At 59.3% G+C, this 15,295-nt stretch carries 12 protein-coding genes; 7 read left to right on the top strand and 5 right to left on the bottom strand.

Annotated features, from left to right (window positions below; translation table 11 throughout):
• Positions 1–2 precede the first annotated feature (2 nt).
• Complete coding sequence (alsE, locus tag SIK97_RS22485; protein ID WP_057173455.1) at positions 3–692, bottom strand: D-allulose 6-phosphate 3-epimerase; 690 nt, start codon at positions 690–692, stop codon at positions 3–5.
• A gap of 109 nt (positions 693–801) precedes the next feature.
• Positions 802–1,602 carry a DeoR/GlpR family DNA-binding transcription regulator gene (locus tag SIK97_RS22480; RefSeq protein ID WP_025106034.1) on the bottom strand — a complete coding sequence of 267 codons (801 nt, stop codon included), beginning with the start codon at positions 1,600–1,602 and terminating at the stop codon, positions 802–804.
• 363 nt (positions 1,603–1,965) lie between these two features.
• On the opposite strand from SIK97_RS22480, the gene deoC reads away from it, so the two are divergent.
• From deoC to SIK97_RS22450, 6 genes are all read left to right on the top strand, one after another.
• The gene (gene deoC / locus SIK97_RS22475; protein WP_046876706.1) at positions 1,966–2,715 is read left to right on the top strand and encodes a deoxyribose-phosphate aldolase; all 750 of its coding nucleotides are present in this window, start codon (positions 1,966–1,968) and stop codon (positions 2,713–2,715) included.
• A 53-nt stretch (positions 2,716–2,768) separates the two neighbouring features.
• Positions 2,769–4,274: a xylulokinase gene (locus SIK97_RS22470; RefSeq protein WP_032751138.1), complete on the top strand. Its 1,506-nt coding sequence runs from the start codon at positions 2,769–2,771 to the stop codon at positions 4,272–4,274.
• 61 nt (positions 4,275–4,335) lie between these two features.
• On the top strand, positions 4,336–5,109 hold the full coding sequence (locus SIK97_RS22465; protein WP_009654966.1) for a DeoR/GlpR family DNA-binding transcription regulator: 774 nt from the start codon (positions 4,336–4,338) through the stop codon (positions 5,107–5,109).
• A complete protein-coding gene (locus SIK97_RS22460) occupies positions 5,090–5,284 on the top strand; it encodes a hypothetical protein (RefSeq protein WP_170873298.1) in 195 nt (64 codons plus the stop codon). Before SIK97_RS22465 ends, SIK97_RS22460 begins: the two co-directional genes overlap by 20 nt.
• A gap of 422 nt (positions 5,285–5,706) precedes the next feature.
• Entirely contained in the window at positions 5,707–6,129 is a 423-nt protein-coding gene (locus SIK97_RS22455; protein ID WP_009654947.1) for a hypothetical protein, read from the top strand.
• A 496-nt stretch (positions 6,130–6,625) separates the two neighbouring features.
• Positions 6,626–8,179: a peptide MFS transporter gene (locus SIK97_RS22450; RefSeq protein ID WP_004124798.1), complete on the top strand. Its 1,554-nt coding sequence runs from the start codon at positions 6,626–6,628 to the stop codon at positions 8,177–8,179.
• A gap of 40 nt (positions 8,180–8,219) precedes the next feature.
• Here the strand turns inward: SIK97_RS22450 and SIK97_RS22445 are convergent, their stop codons facing one another.
• Positions 8,220–8,999, bottom strand: coding sequence for an acetoin reductase (locus SIK97_RS22445; protein WP_025106038.1), 780 nt, complete (start codon positions 8,997–8,999; stop codon positions 8,220–8,222).
• A 167-nt stretch (positions 9,000–9,166) separates the two neighbouring features.
• Between SIK97_RS22445 and SIK97_RS22440 the strand changes: the two genes are divergently transcribed.
• Positions 9,167–11,878, top strand: a complete 2,712-nt coding sequence (locus SIK97_RS22440) for a LuxR C-terminal-related transcriptional regulator (protein WP_057173456.1) — start codon at positions 9,167–9,169, stop codon at positions 11,876–11,878.
• Here SIK97_RS22440 and SIK97_RS22435 read toward each other — a convergent pair.
• Together SIK97_RS22435 and SIK97_RS22430 are read right to left on the bottom strand one after the other, a co-directional pair.
• Positions 11,875–13,353 (bottom strand): MdtP family multidrug efflux transporter outer membrane subunit, encoded by a 1,479-nt coding sequence (locus SIK97_RS22435; protein ID WP_057173457.1) that lies wholly within the window; start codon positions 13,351–13,353, stop codon positions 11,875–11,877. The genes SIK97_RS22440 and SIK97_RS22435 overlap by 4 nt on opposite strands.
• The gene (locus SIK97_RS22430) at positions 13,350–15,287 is read right to left on the bottom strand and encodes an FUSC family protein (protein WP_057173458.1); all 1,938 of its coding nucleotides are present in this window, start codon (positions 15,285–15,287) and stop codon (positions 13,350–13,352) included. The genes SIK97_RS22435 and SIK97_RS22430 overlap by 4 nt, the downstream gene beginning before the upstream one ends.
• Between the last annotated feature and the right edge of the window lie 8 nt (positions 15,288–15,295).

The following is a 15,295-nucleotide window of genomic DNA, read 5'->3' as shown; positions in this document are numbered from 1 at the left end:
CTTTATACGAGCTCGGGGGAGTGCAGCACGGCGGACAGATCGCGGGACATTTTTTCCCAGGCCTGCTCAAGCGGCATATCCGGGCGGAATAAACCGCTGCTGCCCATGACCAATATCTGCGCCCCGGCTCCCAGCAGCTCGCGGTAGGTGTTGCGATTACATGAGCCGTCGACTTCCAGCAAGAAGTTGAGGCTGCGGCTCTCTTTTAGCTGATGAAGCTGCGCGATTTTGGCGGTCATTTCGGGAATAAACGGCTGACCGGCATAGCCCGGATCGACGGTCATCACCGTGACCTTATCGAGCAGATGCAGATAGTGCTGGATGCTCTCAACCGGCGTGGCGGGATTGAGCACCATCCCCACCTCTTTCCCCGCCTGGCGAAGCATATTGATGACCCGAAAAGCTTCGCGGCAGATGGTTTCCGGATGCAGTGAAATGGCGTCTGCTCCGGCTTCTATCAGCGCCGGGATAAACGGGGCGGGCTCTTCGACCATCAGGTGGACATCAATGGGAAGCGACGTATAGGGCCGAATCTGCGCCACAAAGCTGGCCGATAGCGCCAGGTTTTTCACATAGTGCCCGTCCATCACGTCGACGTGCAGCCTGTCGGCTTTGCCGTTTAAAAAGTGCAGCTGTTCCGCCAGCTTCATCATGTCCATACACATGAGCGAGGGAGAAAGGTAATAACGCATAAGGCCTCTTTTATTCCGGTAGTGGCTGATTTCAGGCAAAGTCTGGCCCTGCCGCGGGAAGCAGCGTTTCGACAATGCGCGTAGTCACCGTCACGTCATGACGGCGTACTCAGGCGATCTGTAGCCCGACGTTATGCCAGGTCATCTCTTTTTCCAGCAGCGGATCGACAAACTTTTCGGTGATTAAACAGTCCAGCTCGCCCAATCCGCCGATCCGCGCGACGCCTGTTCGCCCCAGCTTGCTGCCGTCGACCAATGCCACGGTCTGACGGGCGGCCAGCATCATCTGTTTCAACAGGGCGGCGTGGGCTTCCGTACCCGCATATAAGCCGCTATCGCGCTCCAGTCCCTGGCAGGAGAAAAAGAGCGTATCGACGGCGTACTCCCGCAGCGTTCGTGAGGCGGTTTCACCGAAGAACGCCTCCTCGGTCGGGGAAAAATCGCCTCCCAGTCCCACGAGATGCAACGAGCGTCTGCTCATCAGCGTTTGCAAGATGCGGATAGAGGGCGTGATAACCGTTAGCGCCATCTCCGGCATCTGCCGGGCCAAAAACCAGCTGGTGCTGCTGCCGTCCAGGACGATGGTCTGTCCCGGCTGGAGACACTGCAGCGCTTTGCGGGCAACGCGCATTTTTCCTTCGCTGTGCAGCAGCGTTCTCTGCTGAAAGCTTCCCTGGCTATCTTCGACCGGCAGGGCGGGCGACGCCGCTCGGATCGCCGGCAGCGGGTTCTCCGCCGCCAGCGCTCCGCCATGGCTCCGATTTAAGATCCCTTTCCGTTCCAGCTCGCTCAGATCGCGGCGAATCGTTTCCCTGGAGACCCGAGTCGCTTGCGCAATCTCATTCACCCGCATCACGCCGCGTTGGCCCAGCAGTTCAACAATCAAACGATGACGTTCCAGCGGCAACATAGCTCTCTCCTGAAGTACATAATCAGATTACCTTTCCCTTGCGTAGGGCGTTGAGACCTCCGGAATATCCGGCGAAGGCGACCGTTTTGTCGCCGGTCAATGTGACAGCGTACGCATTTTGGCGTCATATCCGGCTGCGGTTTCGCTCTCTCGCCCGTTATTCAGGCATAAACAAAAGCAAACAAAAATAAATGCAAGATTGCCTTTGTGCCCGTTTATGCCCGTTTACGCCCGTTCATCAAGGGCATCGCTCATTTCTCGTCTGCTAATTAAAAGCAAATGAAAATAAAAAAATGCTAATTTGATCACGTTATTTTCATTTGATGCGTTTTTAAATGGATTTAAGCCGATTAAGAGCATTAAATGAAAGCAACTAAAAACAAAGAGCAGGATAAAACCATGAATGAAACAACCCGTCGTTTTGCACGTTTAGTCGACCTGAGCGCAGTCCAGGCCACCAGTACCGAAGCGGACGTTCGCGCCTGCGCCGAGCTGGCAACCCGATACAACATTATTTCCGTCCACGTTCTGCCCTGCTGGACGCGTTTTCTCAGTACGTTGCTGCCGCAGCAGGGGACGGGAGAGGTGATGATTGGCGGGCCGGTCGGCTTTCCCGGCGGCGGGCATGCGACTGACACCAAGGTTCAGGAAGTGCGGCAGCTGATTGCCGATGGCGCCCGCGAAGTGGATATGGTGGTGAATATCGGCAAAGTGTTATCCGGCGATTATGACTATGTGCGCGAAGATTTGCGCCGCGTGGTGGAGGCCGCCGCGCCGGTACCGGCGAAGGTGATCCTCGAAACGCACTATCTCAATGAGGAGCAGATTCGCCGCGTGTGCGATATCGCCGTAGAGGTGGGGATGAAGTGGGTCAAAACCTCCACCGGCTGGGCGCCGACCGGCGCGACGGTGGAAAAAGTCAGCATTATTGCCGACCAGCTTAAAGGACGAATCGATATCAAAGGTGCCGGGGGGATTCGCGATCTGGCAACGGTGCGCGCCCTGTACCAGCTTGGCGTCCGCCGCTTTGGCATGAGCCATGGCGCGGTCACAAAGGTGCTGGCTGAACTGGAGCAGCACCCGGAACGCTTTCCCGAGCTGAACGCCGATTAAACTGAGAGACCGCGGGCCTGATGGCCCGCCTTAAGACGTCACCGGAGTCAGTGATGAAAGATAAAATACTCACGATTGATGTTGGCACTGGCAGTACCCGCGCCGCTCTTTTGCGCGTTGACGGCACGATGGTCGGCTTTGCGCAAAGAGAGTATGAACAGACCACGCCGCGTGCGGGTTGGTCAGAACAGGCCCCGTCTTTATGGTGGCAGGCCGCCTGCGACTGTATACGCGAGGTGCTTTACCGCTATCCTGAAACGGCTGCGCAGATTGCGGTTATTGGCGCCTGCGGGCAGATGCACGGCACCGTCCTGCTGGACGATCGCGGCGAGCTGGTGGAGGACAGGGCGCTGCTGTGGAATGACAAGCGCAGCCAGCCGCAGGTGGAAGCTTTTACCGCGCGCGAAGGGCGGGAAAAGTGGCTGGCGCATTTAAATAATCCACCCGCGGCGGCGTGGCCCGCTTTCAAATTAGCCTGGTGGCGTGAACATCATCCGGAGCGCTGGTCAAAGCTCGCCAAGGTGTTAATGCCGAAGGACTATATTAATTTCATGCTGACCGGCGCCCTGGCGACCGACTATAGCGAGGCGTCCTGCTATTTCCTGATGGACAGCGAAACCCGCGCCTGGTCTTCGCAAGCCTGCGAAACGTTTGGCCTGCGGGTCGATCAGCTACCGGACCTCAAACTTTCCAGCGACATTATCGGCCAGGTAACCCCACGCGCCGCCGGCCTGACGGGCCTGCCTCCAGGGATCCCGGTGGTTGCCGGTACGTCGGACATGGCGGCCTCTCTGCTGGGCTCGGGAGTATATGAGCCGGGGATGGCGTCCGACTCCACCGGCACGTCGACGCTGATCACCGTAGTGTCGCCGCGGCCGTTACGCCACCCGCTGGTCAATAACCTTCATCTGGCTAACGCGGCCTGGGGCGGATTTACGATTCTCGACGCCGGCGGCGATGCCGTCCGCTGGGCGCGGCTGGCGCTTGCCGATAACCAGATTACCCACCCGCAGCTTTTGCAGGAAGCTGCGGCGGTGCCGGCCGGTGCGGAAGGGCTGCTCTTTCTTCCCTATCTGACGGGAGAGCGTCTGGCCGAACACACGAACTCGCGGGCGCAGTTCTTCGGCCTGCAGCGCAAGCATCGCCGCGGTCATTTATTCCGCGCGGTCCTGGAAGGGGTGGCCTTTGCGTCCTGGCGCAATCTGCGCCAGCTGCAGGCGTGCGGGCAATATCCGCAACAAATGATCGCTTCCGGCGGCGGCGCGCGCAGCCCGCTGTGGCTTGAAATCAAAGCCGCGGCGTACAATCTTCCGATATTATCTACGCGCAATCAGGAGAATGGCGTCACCGGATGCGGTATTATCGCCGGGGTTGGCGCGGGGCTGTACGCGGATTTTGCCAGCGGCGTGAGGCAGACGGTGCAGTTCGATAAGCTGATTTCGCCGGATCCCCGTCTGCGGGATTATTACCACGCCTGCAGCGAGCTTTTTGATACGCTCTACCGGCAATCCGCCGCCTTATACGACAGGCTGGATGCCCTGAGCGCAGGACCCGACTGATAAGCAACGGTAAGCCAGCGCCGCGTCGCGCGTAACGTGCCGTAAATAAGAGAGAGGCAGAATGTTTGCAGAAGAAAGACAGGAGAAGTTGCTCAGTATTCTCAGGGAAAAACGCAAAGTGGCTGTTTCTGAGATGTGTGACGTCTTTAATGTATCTGGCGCCACCATTCGTGCCGATCTCCGCCAGCTGGAAGAGGAGGGACTGCTGACCCGTACCCACGGCGGCGCCGTCCTTCGCACGCGGGCGAGCTTTGAACAGGCATCGGACGCGCGTGAAATTGTCAACCTCAGCGCGAAAGAGCGGATCGGCCAGCGCGCGGCGGCGCTGGTTGAGGATGGCGACATTATCGTGCTGGATACCGGCACAACGACCCTGCATATCGCGCGCAATATTCGCGACCGACAAAACGTCACGGTGGTCACCAACGATTACCAAATCGCCCGCGAGCTGGAAGCCAGCCCCTCGATTCAAACCATTCTGCTGGGCGGGATCGTGAAGAAGGGGTACCACTGCGTGGTGGCGATCAACGGACGCTCTATTCTTGATACCCTGAACGTCGATAAAGCGTTTATGGGCGCCAATTCGCTGTCGCTGAAACACGGCGCCTGCGTGGCCGATATCATGCTGGCAGAAACGAAACGTGGCATGGTTGAACACGCCAGCCAGGTGATTATCGTCTGCGACTACAGCAAGCTGAATAATACCTCGCTTGCCCAGTTTACCGCCGCGGATCGGATTGATACCGTGGTGGTCGATCGTCTGCCCGATGACGTTCAGGCGTATCGTAATGCCGGCATTCAGGTGATCTCCCTGGATGAAGAGGCGCACCTCTAGCGTTCTGTTCCGGCAGCGGCGTACCGATCCGGAGTACTACGGTAAAGGGCTCGGTATTGCGCCGCGTATCAACCCGGCGCTGGAGAAAGTGACGGCTTCTCCCGAATATAGCGCAATTAAAGCGCGCTGGATTAAAGCGTCGTTGATAGTGGCGTACAGGAAAGATACCCCCTGAAGGGTATAGCCCCTAAACGTTTCTGTATGCCATCGGGAGCATCGGCTTATCCGTCAACGAACAAACGGTTACTGGTTCTCTCCCTTTTTAAAAGTTTTCAATACATTATGCGCGTAGCTAATATAATTCTTAGCGCGCGGACATTTAAAATGTAACGCGAAACTTCTGAAAAACATGTCCAATGAAATAAAAAGTGGATTTTATTTCAATCTTTATGTCAGAATCGCGTTATGGCAGTAAAAACCATATTTTATATATTGTCATTATGCAAGCCATAATGAGCGGATACTAACGAACGCTACAGAAATAACATTCTGAGGCGTTGTCTGATTATTCGCATGGAGAATTATCGTGATGCTATCCTGTCTTAAAAACCTCGCTGGTGATTATATAGGATATAAATCATATGGCAGGAAGAATAAATGAGTTCGATGACAAATAGCCTGGAAAGATTAAGGAAGGAAAAGGAGGAGATAAAGCGACAGCGGCGTGAGTTTAAAATAAAATTCGTGTGCTTATATGTCTCAATATTGTCACATCTAAAAGCAAATCCTGATAATAAAGTTACCAAGGGTTCTTTTGGTGATGCTAAAAAAATCACCGTGGCAAACGATGGTTTCTTTTTTGATATTAGTTTCAAATATGACTACGCAAGAAATAAAGTGCGGATTATTGTATCTGAAGAAAGCCTGTCGCTGAAAGTCAGGCTCACCCTGCGGCTGACGGCATCAAAAGCGAAATGGCGCATTGTAAAAATATCCCATAAAAAGTTTAAGTATATTTTTAGAGTCATGAAGCCACAGCTGATTGAGGAGCTTATCGTCTTTTTGATCCGCTATCTGTAGATATCTCCTCTCCGCCAATGGGCCAATGAGCCGGGATGCTCGCTTCGATCGTTCTTCCGGCTGCAGGTTGGATATTTCCTGCCGCGAGTTCCTCCTGGTTTGAGTCGATGAGAATGTCATTAAATGGCATTACTCAATAAAGCCCCCATTAATGCTGTTTTTTCCCGCTTTTACCCCTTTTATCGCCCGGGTTTTCTGGTGGGATGAAGTTGCCAGGGTGATTTCTTAACTCCTTGTAAATAAATGAAAAAGTATCATTTTTGTCATGAATGCCTCTGTCAATCACATTTCCTCTGTCGCCAACTTTAAATCTGTAAAAGTAGACGTTTGTCGACTTTTCATCTAAAAAGTTGGGGGAAGGGACTAGACAGGACCATTATTAGGTTATCAAATGGTTAAATTACGTCACATTAAATGTGAATGATTGGCCTTGTGTATAAAAGGCCAACACGCTTTCCGCTGCGTTAAAGCGCTGCGGACATCTTTGGGAGAAGTTATGCATTCCTCTGTTAATAAAAATGAAACTCGGACCTTTTTTGGTCATCCTTACCCCCTCGGTTCGCTGTTTTTCACCGAAATGTGGGAACGGTTCTCGTTTTACGGTATTCGACCATTACTGATCCTGTTTATGGCGGCCACCGTCTATGACGGCGGGATGGGGCTGGCGCGCGAGAACGCGTCGGCCATTGTCGGGATCTTTGCCGGGACCATGTATCTTGCCGCGCTGCCCGGCGGCTGGCTGGCGGATAACTGGCTCGGGCAACAAAAGGCGGTCTGGTACGGCTCGATTCTGATCGCCCTCGGCCATCTCTCCATCGCGCTGTCGGCGGTGATGGGGGATAGCCTGTTCTTTATCGGCCTGATGTTTATCGTGCTCGGTTCCGGCCTGTTCAAAACCTGTATTTCGGTGATGGTCGGTACGCTGTACAAGAAAGGCGATGCGCGCCGGGACGGCGGCTTCTCGCTGTTCTATATGGGCATCAACATGGGGTCGTTTATCGCCCCGCTGATCTCCGGCTGGCTGATTAAATCTCACGGCTGGCACTGGGGCTTCGGCATCGGCGGCATCGGGATGCTGGTCGCGCTGATTATCTTCCGCGTCTTTGCCGTTCCGGCGATGAAACGCTACGACAGCGAAGTCGGCCTCGACTCCACCTGGAACAGCCCGGTAGTGAAACGAAACGGCGTCGGCGCATGGCTGCTGGCGCTGACGGTCGGCGTGGCGGTTATCATCGCGTTGATTGCCCAGGGCGTTATCGTGATTAACCCGGTGGCGGTCGCCAGCGTGCTGGTCTACGTGATTGCGGCGTCGGTGGTGCTCTATTTTATCTACCTGTTCGTCTTCGCCGGACTGAGCCGCAAAGAGCGCGCCCGCCTGCTGGTATGCTTTATCCTGCTCATCTCCGCCGCCTTTTTCTGGTCGGCGTTTGAGCAGAAACCGACCTCGTTTAACCTGTTCGCTAACGACTATACCAACCGTATGCTCGGCTCCTTCGAGATCCCGGCGGTGTGGTTCCAGTCGATCAACGCCCTGTTTATTATTTTGCTGGCGCCGGTATTCAGCTGGGCATGGCCTGCGCTGGCGCGCAAAAACGTCCGTCCGAGCAGCATCACTAAGTTTGTTATCGGTATTTTATGCGCGGCGGCGGGCTTTGGCCTGATGATGCTGGCGGCGCAAAACGTCCTGAGCAACAACGGCGCGGGCGTTTCGCCGATGTGGCTGGTGGGCAGCATTCTGATGCTGACGCTGGGGGAGCTGTGCCTTAGCCCGATTGGCCTGGCGACCATGACCCTGCTGGCGCCGGAAAGAATGCGCGGCCAGATGATGGGGCTGTGGTTCTGCGCCAGCGCCCTGGGTAACCTGGCGGCGGGCCTGATTGGCGGGCACGTGAAGGCCGATCAGCTGGATATGCTGCCTGACCTGTTCGCACGCTGCTCCATTGCGCTGCTGATCTGCGCCGCGGTGCTGTGCCTGCTGATTGTTCCGGTTCGCCGGATGCTGGAAAACACCCGCAGCGACAAGCCGCAGGAGCCCGCGGCTAACGCGTAATCCCGCAAAAACCCGGCGCGTTCTGCGCCGGGTTTATCCCTTAACGGTAAACAATACCGCCATCGATCAGAATCGACTGACCGGTAACATAATCGGAGTCCGGGCCTGCCAGATAAGAGACCAGGCTTGCCACATCGTCCGGCGTTTCGGCGCGGCCAAGGGCGATGCCTTCCACGTATTTTTTATAGGTTTCGCCCACCGGCGCACCGGTAATGTCGGCGAAGCGCTTATCGATCTCGGTCCACATTCCGGTTCCCACAATCCCCGGACAGTAGGCGTTTACCGTGATGCCGCGGCTGGCGTACTCTTTCGCCGCTGCCTGCGTCAGGGCGCGTACGGCAAATTTCGTGGCGGAATAGACGCCCAGCAGCGCGAAACCATCATGACCGGCGATAGAGCAGGCGTTGATGATTTTCCCTTTCTGCTGACGATCGATGAATTTTTTCGCCGCCGCCTGAATGCCCCACAGGGTACCCTGAACGTTGATGCGCATGATGCGGTCCACTTCTTCAGGCGTCACATCGGCCAGCGCCTGAACCTGGGCGATCCCGGCGTTGTTCACGATAATATCAAAGCCGCCCAGCTGTTTTTCCGCTTCATCAATAGCGGCGTATACCTGCGTGCGGTCGGCGATGTTAGCGACGAAGGTGGCCGCTTTACGCCCCAGCGCTTCCACTTCGGCGGCGACGGCGGCAATCCCTTCCGGGTTCACGTCGACCAGCATCACCGACGCGCCGTCTTTAGCCAGACGCAACGCGATACCGCGACCAATGCCCTGACCGGCGCCGGTCACCAGCGCAACTTTATTTTCGATAGCCATGTCTGTACTCACCTTGTACTGATTAATAAACCAGGGAGGCCCGCGGCCGATGTCGTCGTAGCCGCTGCGGCGAATGGCACTACTCTATCGGGCGCAATAAGCGTGGCCTACCCCCCTGATGGGGGGGATAATGAGCGTACGGACTGGATTTAAGGAGTAATCGCGGTATGGCTTTTTTACCCTCGGCGGATGATTCACTGACAGCGTTTGTTCATCAGGAACCTTTACGTTTCACCGGGACGCTGCCGCTTATTTCCACGCGCTTTACGCCGCCCCGTACGCCGGAAAGCCTGCTGTCGCGGGAGCGCCTGCTGCAGCGCCTCGACGGCGCCGTCTCCCGCCGTTTAACCCTGCTGCGCGCGCCCGCCGGGTTTGGCAAAACCACCCTGCTGGCGCAGTGGTATCGGCACCGCCTTCGACAAGGGGACGCGCTGGCCTGGCTGAGCCTTGAAGAGGACGACAACGCGCCGCTGCTGTTTATGCGTTATCTACAGGAGGCGCTGCGGCCGCTGTGGCAGGGGTGGAGCCCGTCGTTTCTGCATCTGTTACAAGGCGAGCTTCCGGCCGAGCTCCCCCTGTTCTTTGCTGAACTCGTTAATCAGCTTAATCAGTGTCCGCACCCGCTGTACCTGATCCTCGACGACTATCAGTGGATCAGCGACCCGGCGATTCATCAGGGAATGAGCTGGCTGCTGCACCATGCGCCGCCGGCGCTGCATCTGCTTATCGGTAGCCGTAGTCAGCCGCCTTTAGCCCTGAGCCGTCTGCATATGCAGGATCAGCTGCTGGAGGTCGACGACCCGGAGCTGCGCTTTAACCCCAGCGAAGCCCGCGCTTATTTCGCTGGCGCGTCGGGGCTGGATCCGCAGGCGATCCCCCGGCTTATCGCGCTCACACAAGGGTGGGTCGCGGGAATGAAAATGGCCGCGCTCTCCCCGGACGCGTCTACGGCGATGGGCTTCGGCGTCGGCTCGCGGTCAATCTCCCGCTATCTGGATGAAGTGATTTTCGCGCCGCTGCCGCCCGAAGTATTCGACTTCCTGCTGCATACCTCCGTGCTTAATCGCCTGCATCCGGATCTGTGCGATGCCGTCTGCGGCCGCCATAACGGCGGCGAGATGCTGAGGTGGATAGCGCAGCACAATCTGTTTCTTTCCGCGCTGGACGACAGCGGCCGCTGGTTTCGCTATCACCCGCTGATGCGCGACGCGCTGCTGCATCGCCTGCGCCACGGCGGGGATATTGATATTCGCCAGCTGCACGATCGCGCCAGCGCCTGGTTCGCCTCGCAGCAGCTGTGGGCCGAGGCGATACGTCATGCGCTGGCCGCCGGAAAATCGGCGGCCAGGGATGCGGAAGCGGGCGCGCAGTCTCTGGCGGAGGAGGGGGATATCGATACCCTGGTGCAGTGGATACGCTACCTGCCAGCCAATCTCGACCCGTCGCGCATCGAGCTTCAGCTTAACCTGGCCTGGGCGTTAGCCCACCGCTTCCGGTTTAGCGACGCTCGCCAGCTGCTCGACGCCATTGAGACGCAATCGGCGGCGCATGGCGGGGCGCTGGCCCACAGCTCGTGGGTGAAGCTGCGGGTCGTTCGCGCGATCTGCGAAGCCTTTGCTGACAATATTGCCCGCAGTATCGCTATTGTCGAACCGCTGCTGCGCGAGGTGCCCTGCGGCGATATCTGGGTTGATGGCCTGGTGTGCAACATCCTCAGCTACTGCCATCTTGCGGACTCCCGGCCGCAGCAGGCGCTGGAGGTACAGCAGCGGGTATCCGGCGTCAGCGTTGCTAACCGCAACCTGTTCGTGACGGTCTACCGGGCCTTTGTCATGGCGCAGAGCTATTTGCGCCAGGGGAATCTCGCCGAAGCGGAACGTCAGGCCGCGGGGGCGCTGCGCTATGCGGAGCAGCATACTGGCGAGAACGCCAGCAGCGGCGCTACCCTGGCGCCCATTCTCGCCGAGATCGCCTGGGAGCAGGGGAAGGGCGAGCAGGCGCAAAGCCTGCTGGTTCCGCGTCTGGAGACCATCGACAACTTCTGTCCGCCCGACGGCCTTAGCCGCGGCTATATCATCCTGGCCCGTCAGGCCCGTGAAATGGGGAGACTGGCGGAAGCCGAATCACTATTACTGCACGCCGAAGGGCTGGCGGCCCAGCGCGGCTGGCTGCGGGCACAGGCTCCGCTGCTGGCGGAGCGGATTGCCGTTGCCCTTCACGCGGGCGACAAACTGGCCGCCGACGCGCTGCTGCTTCGCCTGCAGACCCTTAGCCAGACGGAGGCTGCCGGCGGATATATCGCGCTCAGCCAGAGCCGTCTCCTTATCGCCGCCGGCGAACCGCAGGCCGCCGCCCGGCTGTTGGATACGCTGGCCGGCGTGCGGGAAACCAGCGGCGAGTGGCTGTTCGCCGTGCGTTTGCGGCTCAAACAGGCGCTTGCCCTCTGGCGTGCCGGCGAGCGGGAGCAGGCGATGGCTGTCTGCCGACCGGCGCTTGCGCGCGCGCTGCGTCAGGGGCTGTGGCGCAGCCTGCTGGAGGGGAGGGAAGAGATGGCTGCGCTGCTGGCGGAGATGCACAAGCGCGGCGCGGCGGATGATGCGCTGACCGCCGATATCGTCGCTTTGCTGTCCCGCTTCGCCGCCGCCGGGATCGTGATTGATACGGCGCGTCCGCAGCCGCCCGCGCTGCGGCTGACTGAACGGGAGCAGCAGACCCTGCGTTTGATTGCCAGCGGCCATTCCAACAAGGGCGTCGCGCGCGAGCTGGGCATTTCGGCGGAAACCGTCAAATGGCACCTTAAGCAGCTGTATGAAAAGCTGCAGGTGAAGGGGCGCATCCAGGCGGTAAACCAGGCGCGCGAATGGCGCCTGTTAAGCTAGCGCGATGGGGCGTTCTCGCTCAGCGCCGGGCCGCGATAATCGCCGCCCAGCGCTTTAATCAAGGTGATATCGGTACTGAGCCGCTGGGCCTGGATATCCAGCAGCAAAAGCTGCTGCGCGATGGCCGGGCGACGCGCCTCCTGCGCCGCATAGTAGCTGACCAGCCCGCGCTGATGGTGCGCGCTGGCGCTGCGGGTGGTCACCATCGCCGCCGTCACTTTCTGCTGCTGCAGGGCGGCCTGCTGGTTCAAATCGTTCAGCTGGCTCGAGCTAATCGCCACGTCGCGCACCGCGTCCAGCACCGCCTGGTTGTACTGCTTAATCAAAATATTGCTCGCCGTACGCGTCGATTTCAGGTTGGCGTTTAAGCGCCCGCCGTCAAACAGCGGTAAATAGAGCCCCGGCAGTATATTGATCTGCTGGAATGAGGACTTAAACAGATCGCCGACGCTCAGCGCGTTGTAGCCCCAGAAGGCCTTGATATCAAAGTGCGGGTAAAAGGCCGCTTTTGCCGCGTCCACCTGGCTCATGGAAGCGCTAACGTAGCCGCGCAGCGCCTGCAGGTCCGGGCGGCGGGCCAGCAGCTCAAACGAGAGCGAGTCCGGGAGCGTTTCCTGCAGCGTCGGCAGCGCCACGGGGTGAATCTCCGGCATGCTATGCGCATCGGCGCCGATCAGCGCCCGCAGGGTTTCCCGGTACTGCGTCAGCGTCCCCTGCGCCGTAATCACCTGCTGCTGCGCCGCCAGCAGCTCCGCCTGGGCATTGGCGACATCGACGCTATCCTCGACGCCGCGCGCGGTACGATGCTCGTGCGCCTGCACCGAGAGGCGGGCGATAGCCTCCAGCTGGTTGAGTAATTCGATTTTCTGAAAAGTTGCCTGCATCGCGAAATAGAGCTGAGCCACACTGCTGGCGAGATCCAGCTTGATACCGGCGGTCTCCGCCTGGCGGGCGTTCTTTTCGCCAATCGCGGCGGCGACGCGGGCGCGGTCGGCGCCCCATAAATCGATATTCAGCGTCGCTCCGACGCCGACCGTATTCAGCGTGTACCAGGGGCCGTTTTTATCCACCGGCAGGGAGAAGGAGTAGGGCCAGGTAAACTGTTTATTGGTCACCCGCAGGCGGTTTTGCGCCGCCACGGCGGTGGCCTGAACGCCCATTGCCGACTGCGCCAGCTCAACCGTGGACTGCGATTGCGAAATACGCAGCCGCGCCGCCTGCATGGTAGGAGAGTTCTGCAGCGCGCGATTAACCAGCATATTGAGCTGGGGATCCTGATAGCCTTCCCACCACCGTGCCGTCGGCCAGCCGCTGTTCGCCAGGTGGATCACCTGCGCCAGCTCGGCCTGCTGCGGGTTGACCAGCGGTACCTGGCCAGGATCGTCCTGAATTAACGCGCAGCCGGCTAATTGCGTGAGGGCGAAGGCAAGCGCCAGGGAGCGCCAGACGCGCGGAAGAGGAGTGGTTTTCGTCATGATCGGGTTGCCTGTCGCGGAATAACGGAAGACGCAAGCGGCCACGTGGGCAGCGCGGCCAGCGCATTGACCAGCGGCGCGCCGAACGGATTCGCCGGATCCGGCTGCTGCGCCTGAACGCGCTCAACGGTATTTTGCTGCGCATCGATATCGCTGGCGTAGGCTTCAAGCCGCCGGGCGCAGCGGGCTAAAAAGGTATCTTCCGGCGCGGCGTAGAGGCGATAGCCTTCGCTGAGGCGCAGGATCTCCTCTGCCTGACGAAAGGTTGCCCGCGCCGGCCAGCTTTTGGCTTCCGGCCACGGGTGCGCATAGGTTCCCAGCGGCTCGGCGGCCACCCGGTTGATTAAGGTTTCGCTCTCGGTCAGCGCGGCAAACAGCGGTACCTGCTGAACCTCATCGTCGCGGGCGGCGAGGGTTTGCGCCAACTGGCGATACAGCTGGGCCAGACGCGCTTTCAGCTGCGGCGCTTCGCTATCGGGCCATAAATAGAGATGCACAATGGAGGAAACCAGCACGCCGAGCAGGATGCCGATAACCCGGTCGCGCAGCTCGGTAAGGTTGCTGAGCGGGCCAAACCAGCTCAGGAACGCCAGCGCGAAGGTAAAGCCTATCTGAATGCCGGCGTAGGCGATGCGCTCTGACCCCGCCGCAATCCACGCCGCCAGCGCGAAGACCGGTAGGGTCATCGCCAGCAGGCCGCTCAGCGAATCGGTCCAGGGCTGCACAAAGACGATCAGAAGCAGCGCAATCAGCGTGGCCAGCAGCGCGCCGCCGATGCGTAGCCACGTTTTCTGCATGGTGGCGCCCAGGCCCGGCTGGGCGACGATCACGCAGCTCAGCATGATGGTGTGGATGCCCTGCCAGTCGGCGGCGGTGTAAAAAACGTAGCACAGCAGCGTCGCCAGCAGCGTTTTCAGGGCAAAGTGCAGATAGGCCGGATTGGACCACGCGTCCGGCAAAAGCAGCGGCGCTTTTTCTACTTCGCCCTGCGGCAGCGGGATGGTTTCGCCGCGCGCCAGCCGCGCCAGAACCTCGGCGATTTCCTGCAAAATGGCGCTGTTGGCGCCGTCGCGCGGGACAATCAGCGGCTGGACCTCCGCCGCCGCGGGCAGATTATCCGCCAGCGCGTTAAGCTGGCTGGCTATCCGCCGACGCGCATCGGGATGGTCGTCGCCCGGCTGGAGCAGCGCCGTCAAATGAGAGCAGCTCAGCGCGGCGGCCATCAGCGACTGCCAGGCCTGCGGGCTGGCGGCAATCTCCGGCGTGGCGCGCGCGGCCTGCTGATACAGGGACCGCAGTTGGTTAAACTGCCCGGCAATCTCGGTAACGGTGGGCGGCGGCGTGCCATCGTCCGGCTGGCTCAGGCGCCGCGCCGTCTGGCGGAGCATCACCACCAGCCGGGCTTTAAACTGATAGCCGGGAAAGGCCTGCTGGAAACAGGCGTTGACCAGCAGGGTCACCAGAATGGCTGTGTTGATCGCCACCCATAGCCACAGCAGCAGGCGCACCAGAATTTCGCTCTGGCTGGTCATCGACGGGAAGGTCTGGGCGTAGATGACCGCCAGCGCCACCACGAAAAACGCCAGCCCGATCTTGCCGAGCACCCGCATCAGGTAAATGGCGCAGAAGAACAGGATCACCGAGGCGACCAGGCGGATCAGCGGATAGTCATAGGTCCACTTGATAATCAGCAGCACGCCGCCCAGCGCGACGCTGACGGTCACCACGAAAACCACGCTTACCAGTTTGATCATCAGGACGTTCGGCTGGCTGACGTAAAACACCACGATCAGCGCGACGGCGAGGAAGGGAATATGCAGCGTCATAAACAGCACAATCAGCACCGCGCAGCTGAGCGTCAGGCGCAGGGTGTAGTTCGCCCGCCCCGGCGCATCGCGGAGTTCCCGGGTCAGAAAGGGCCACAAGCTCTGCATGCCGTCTC

It is taken from the genome of Klebsiella sp. JN_Kp126 (assembly GCF_033843325.1).
Lineage (GTDB): Bacteria > Pseudomonadota > Gammaproteobacteria > Enterobacterales > Enterobacteriaceae > Klebsiella > Klebsiella michiganensis.
This window is presented reverse-complemented; position numbering and strand designations above follow the sequence as displayed.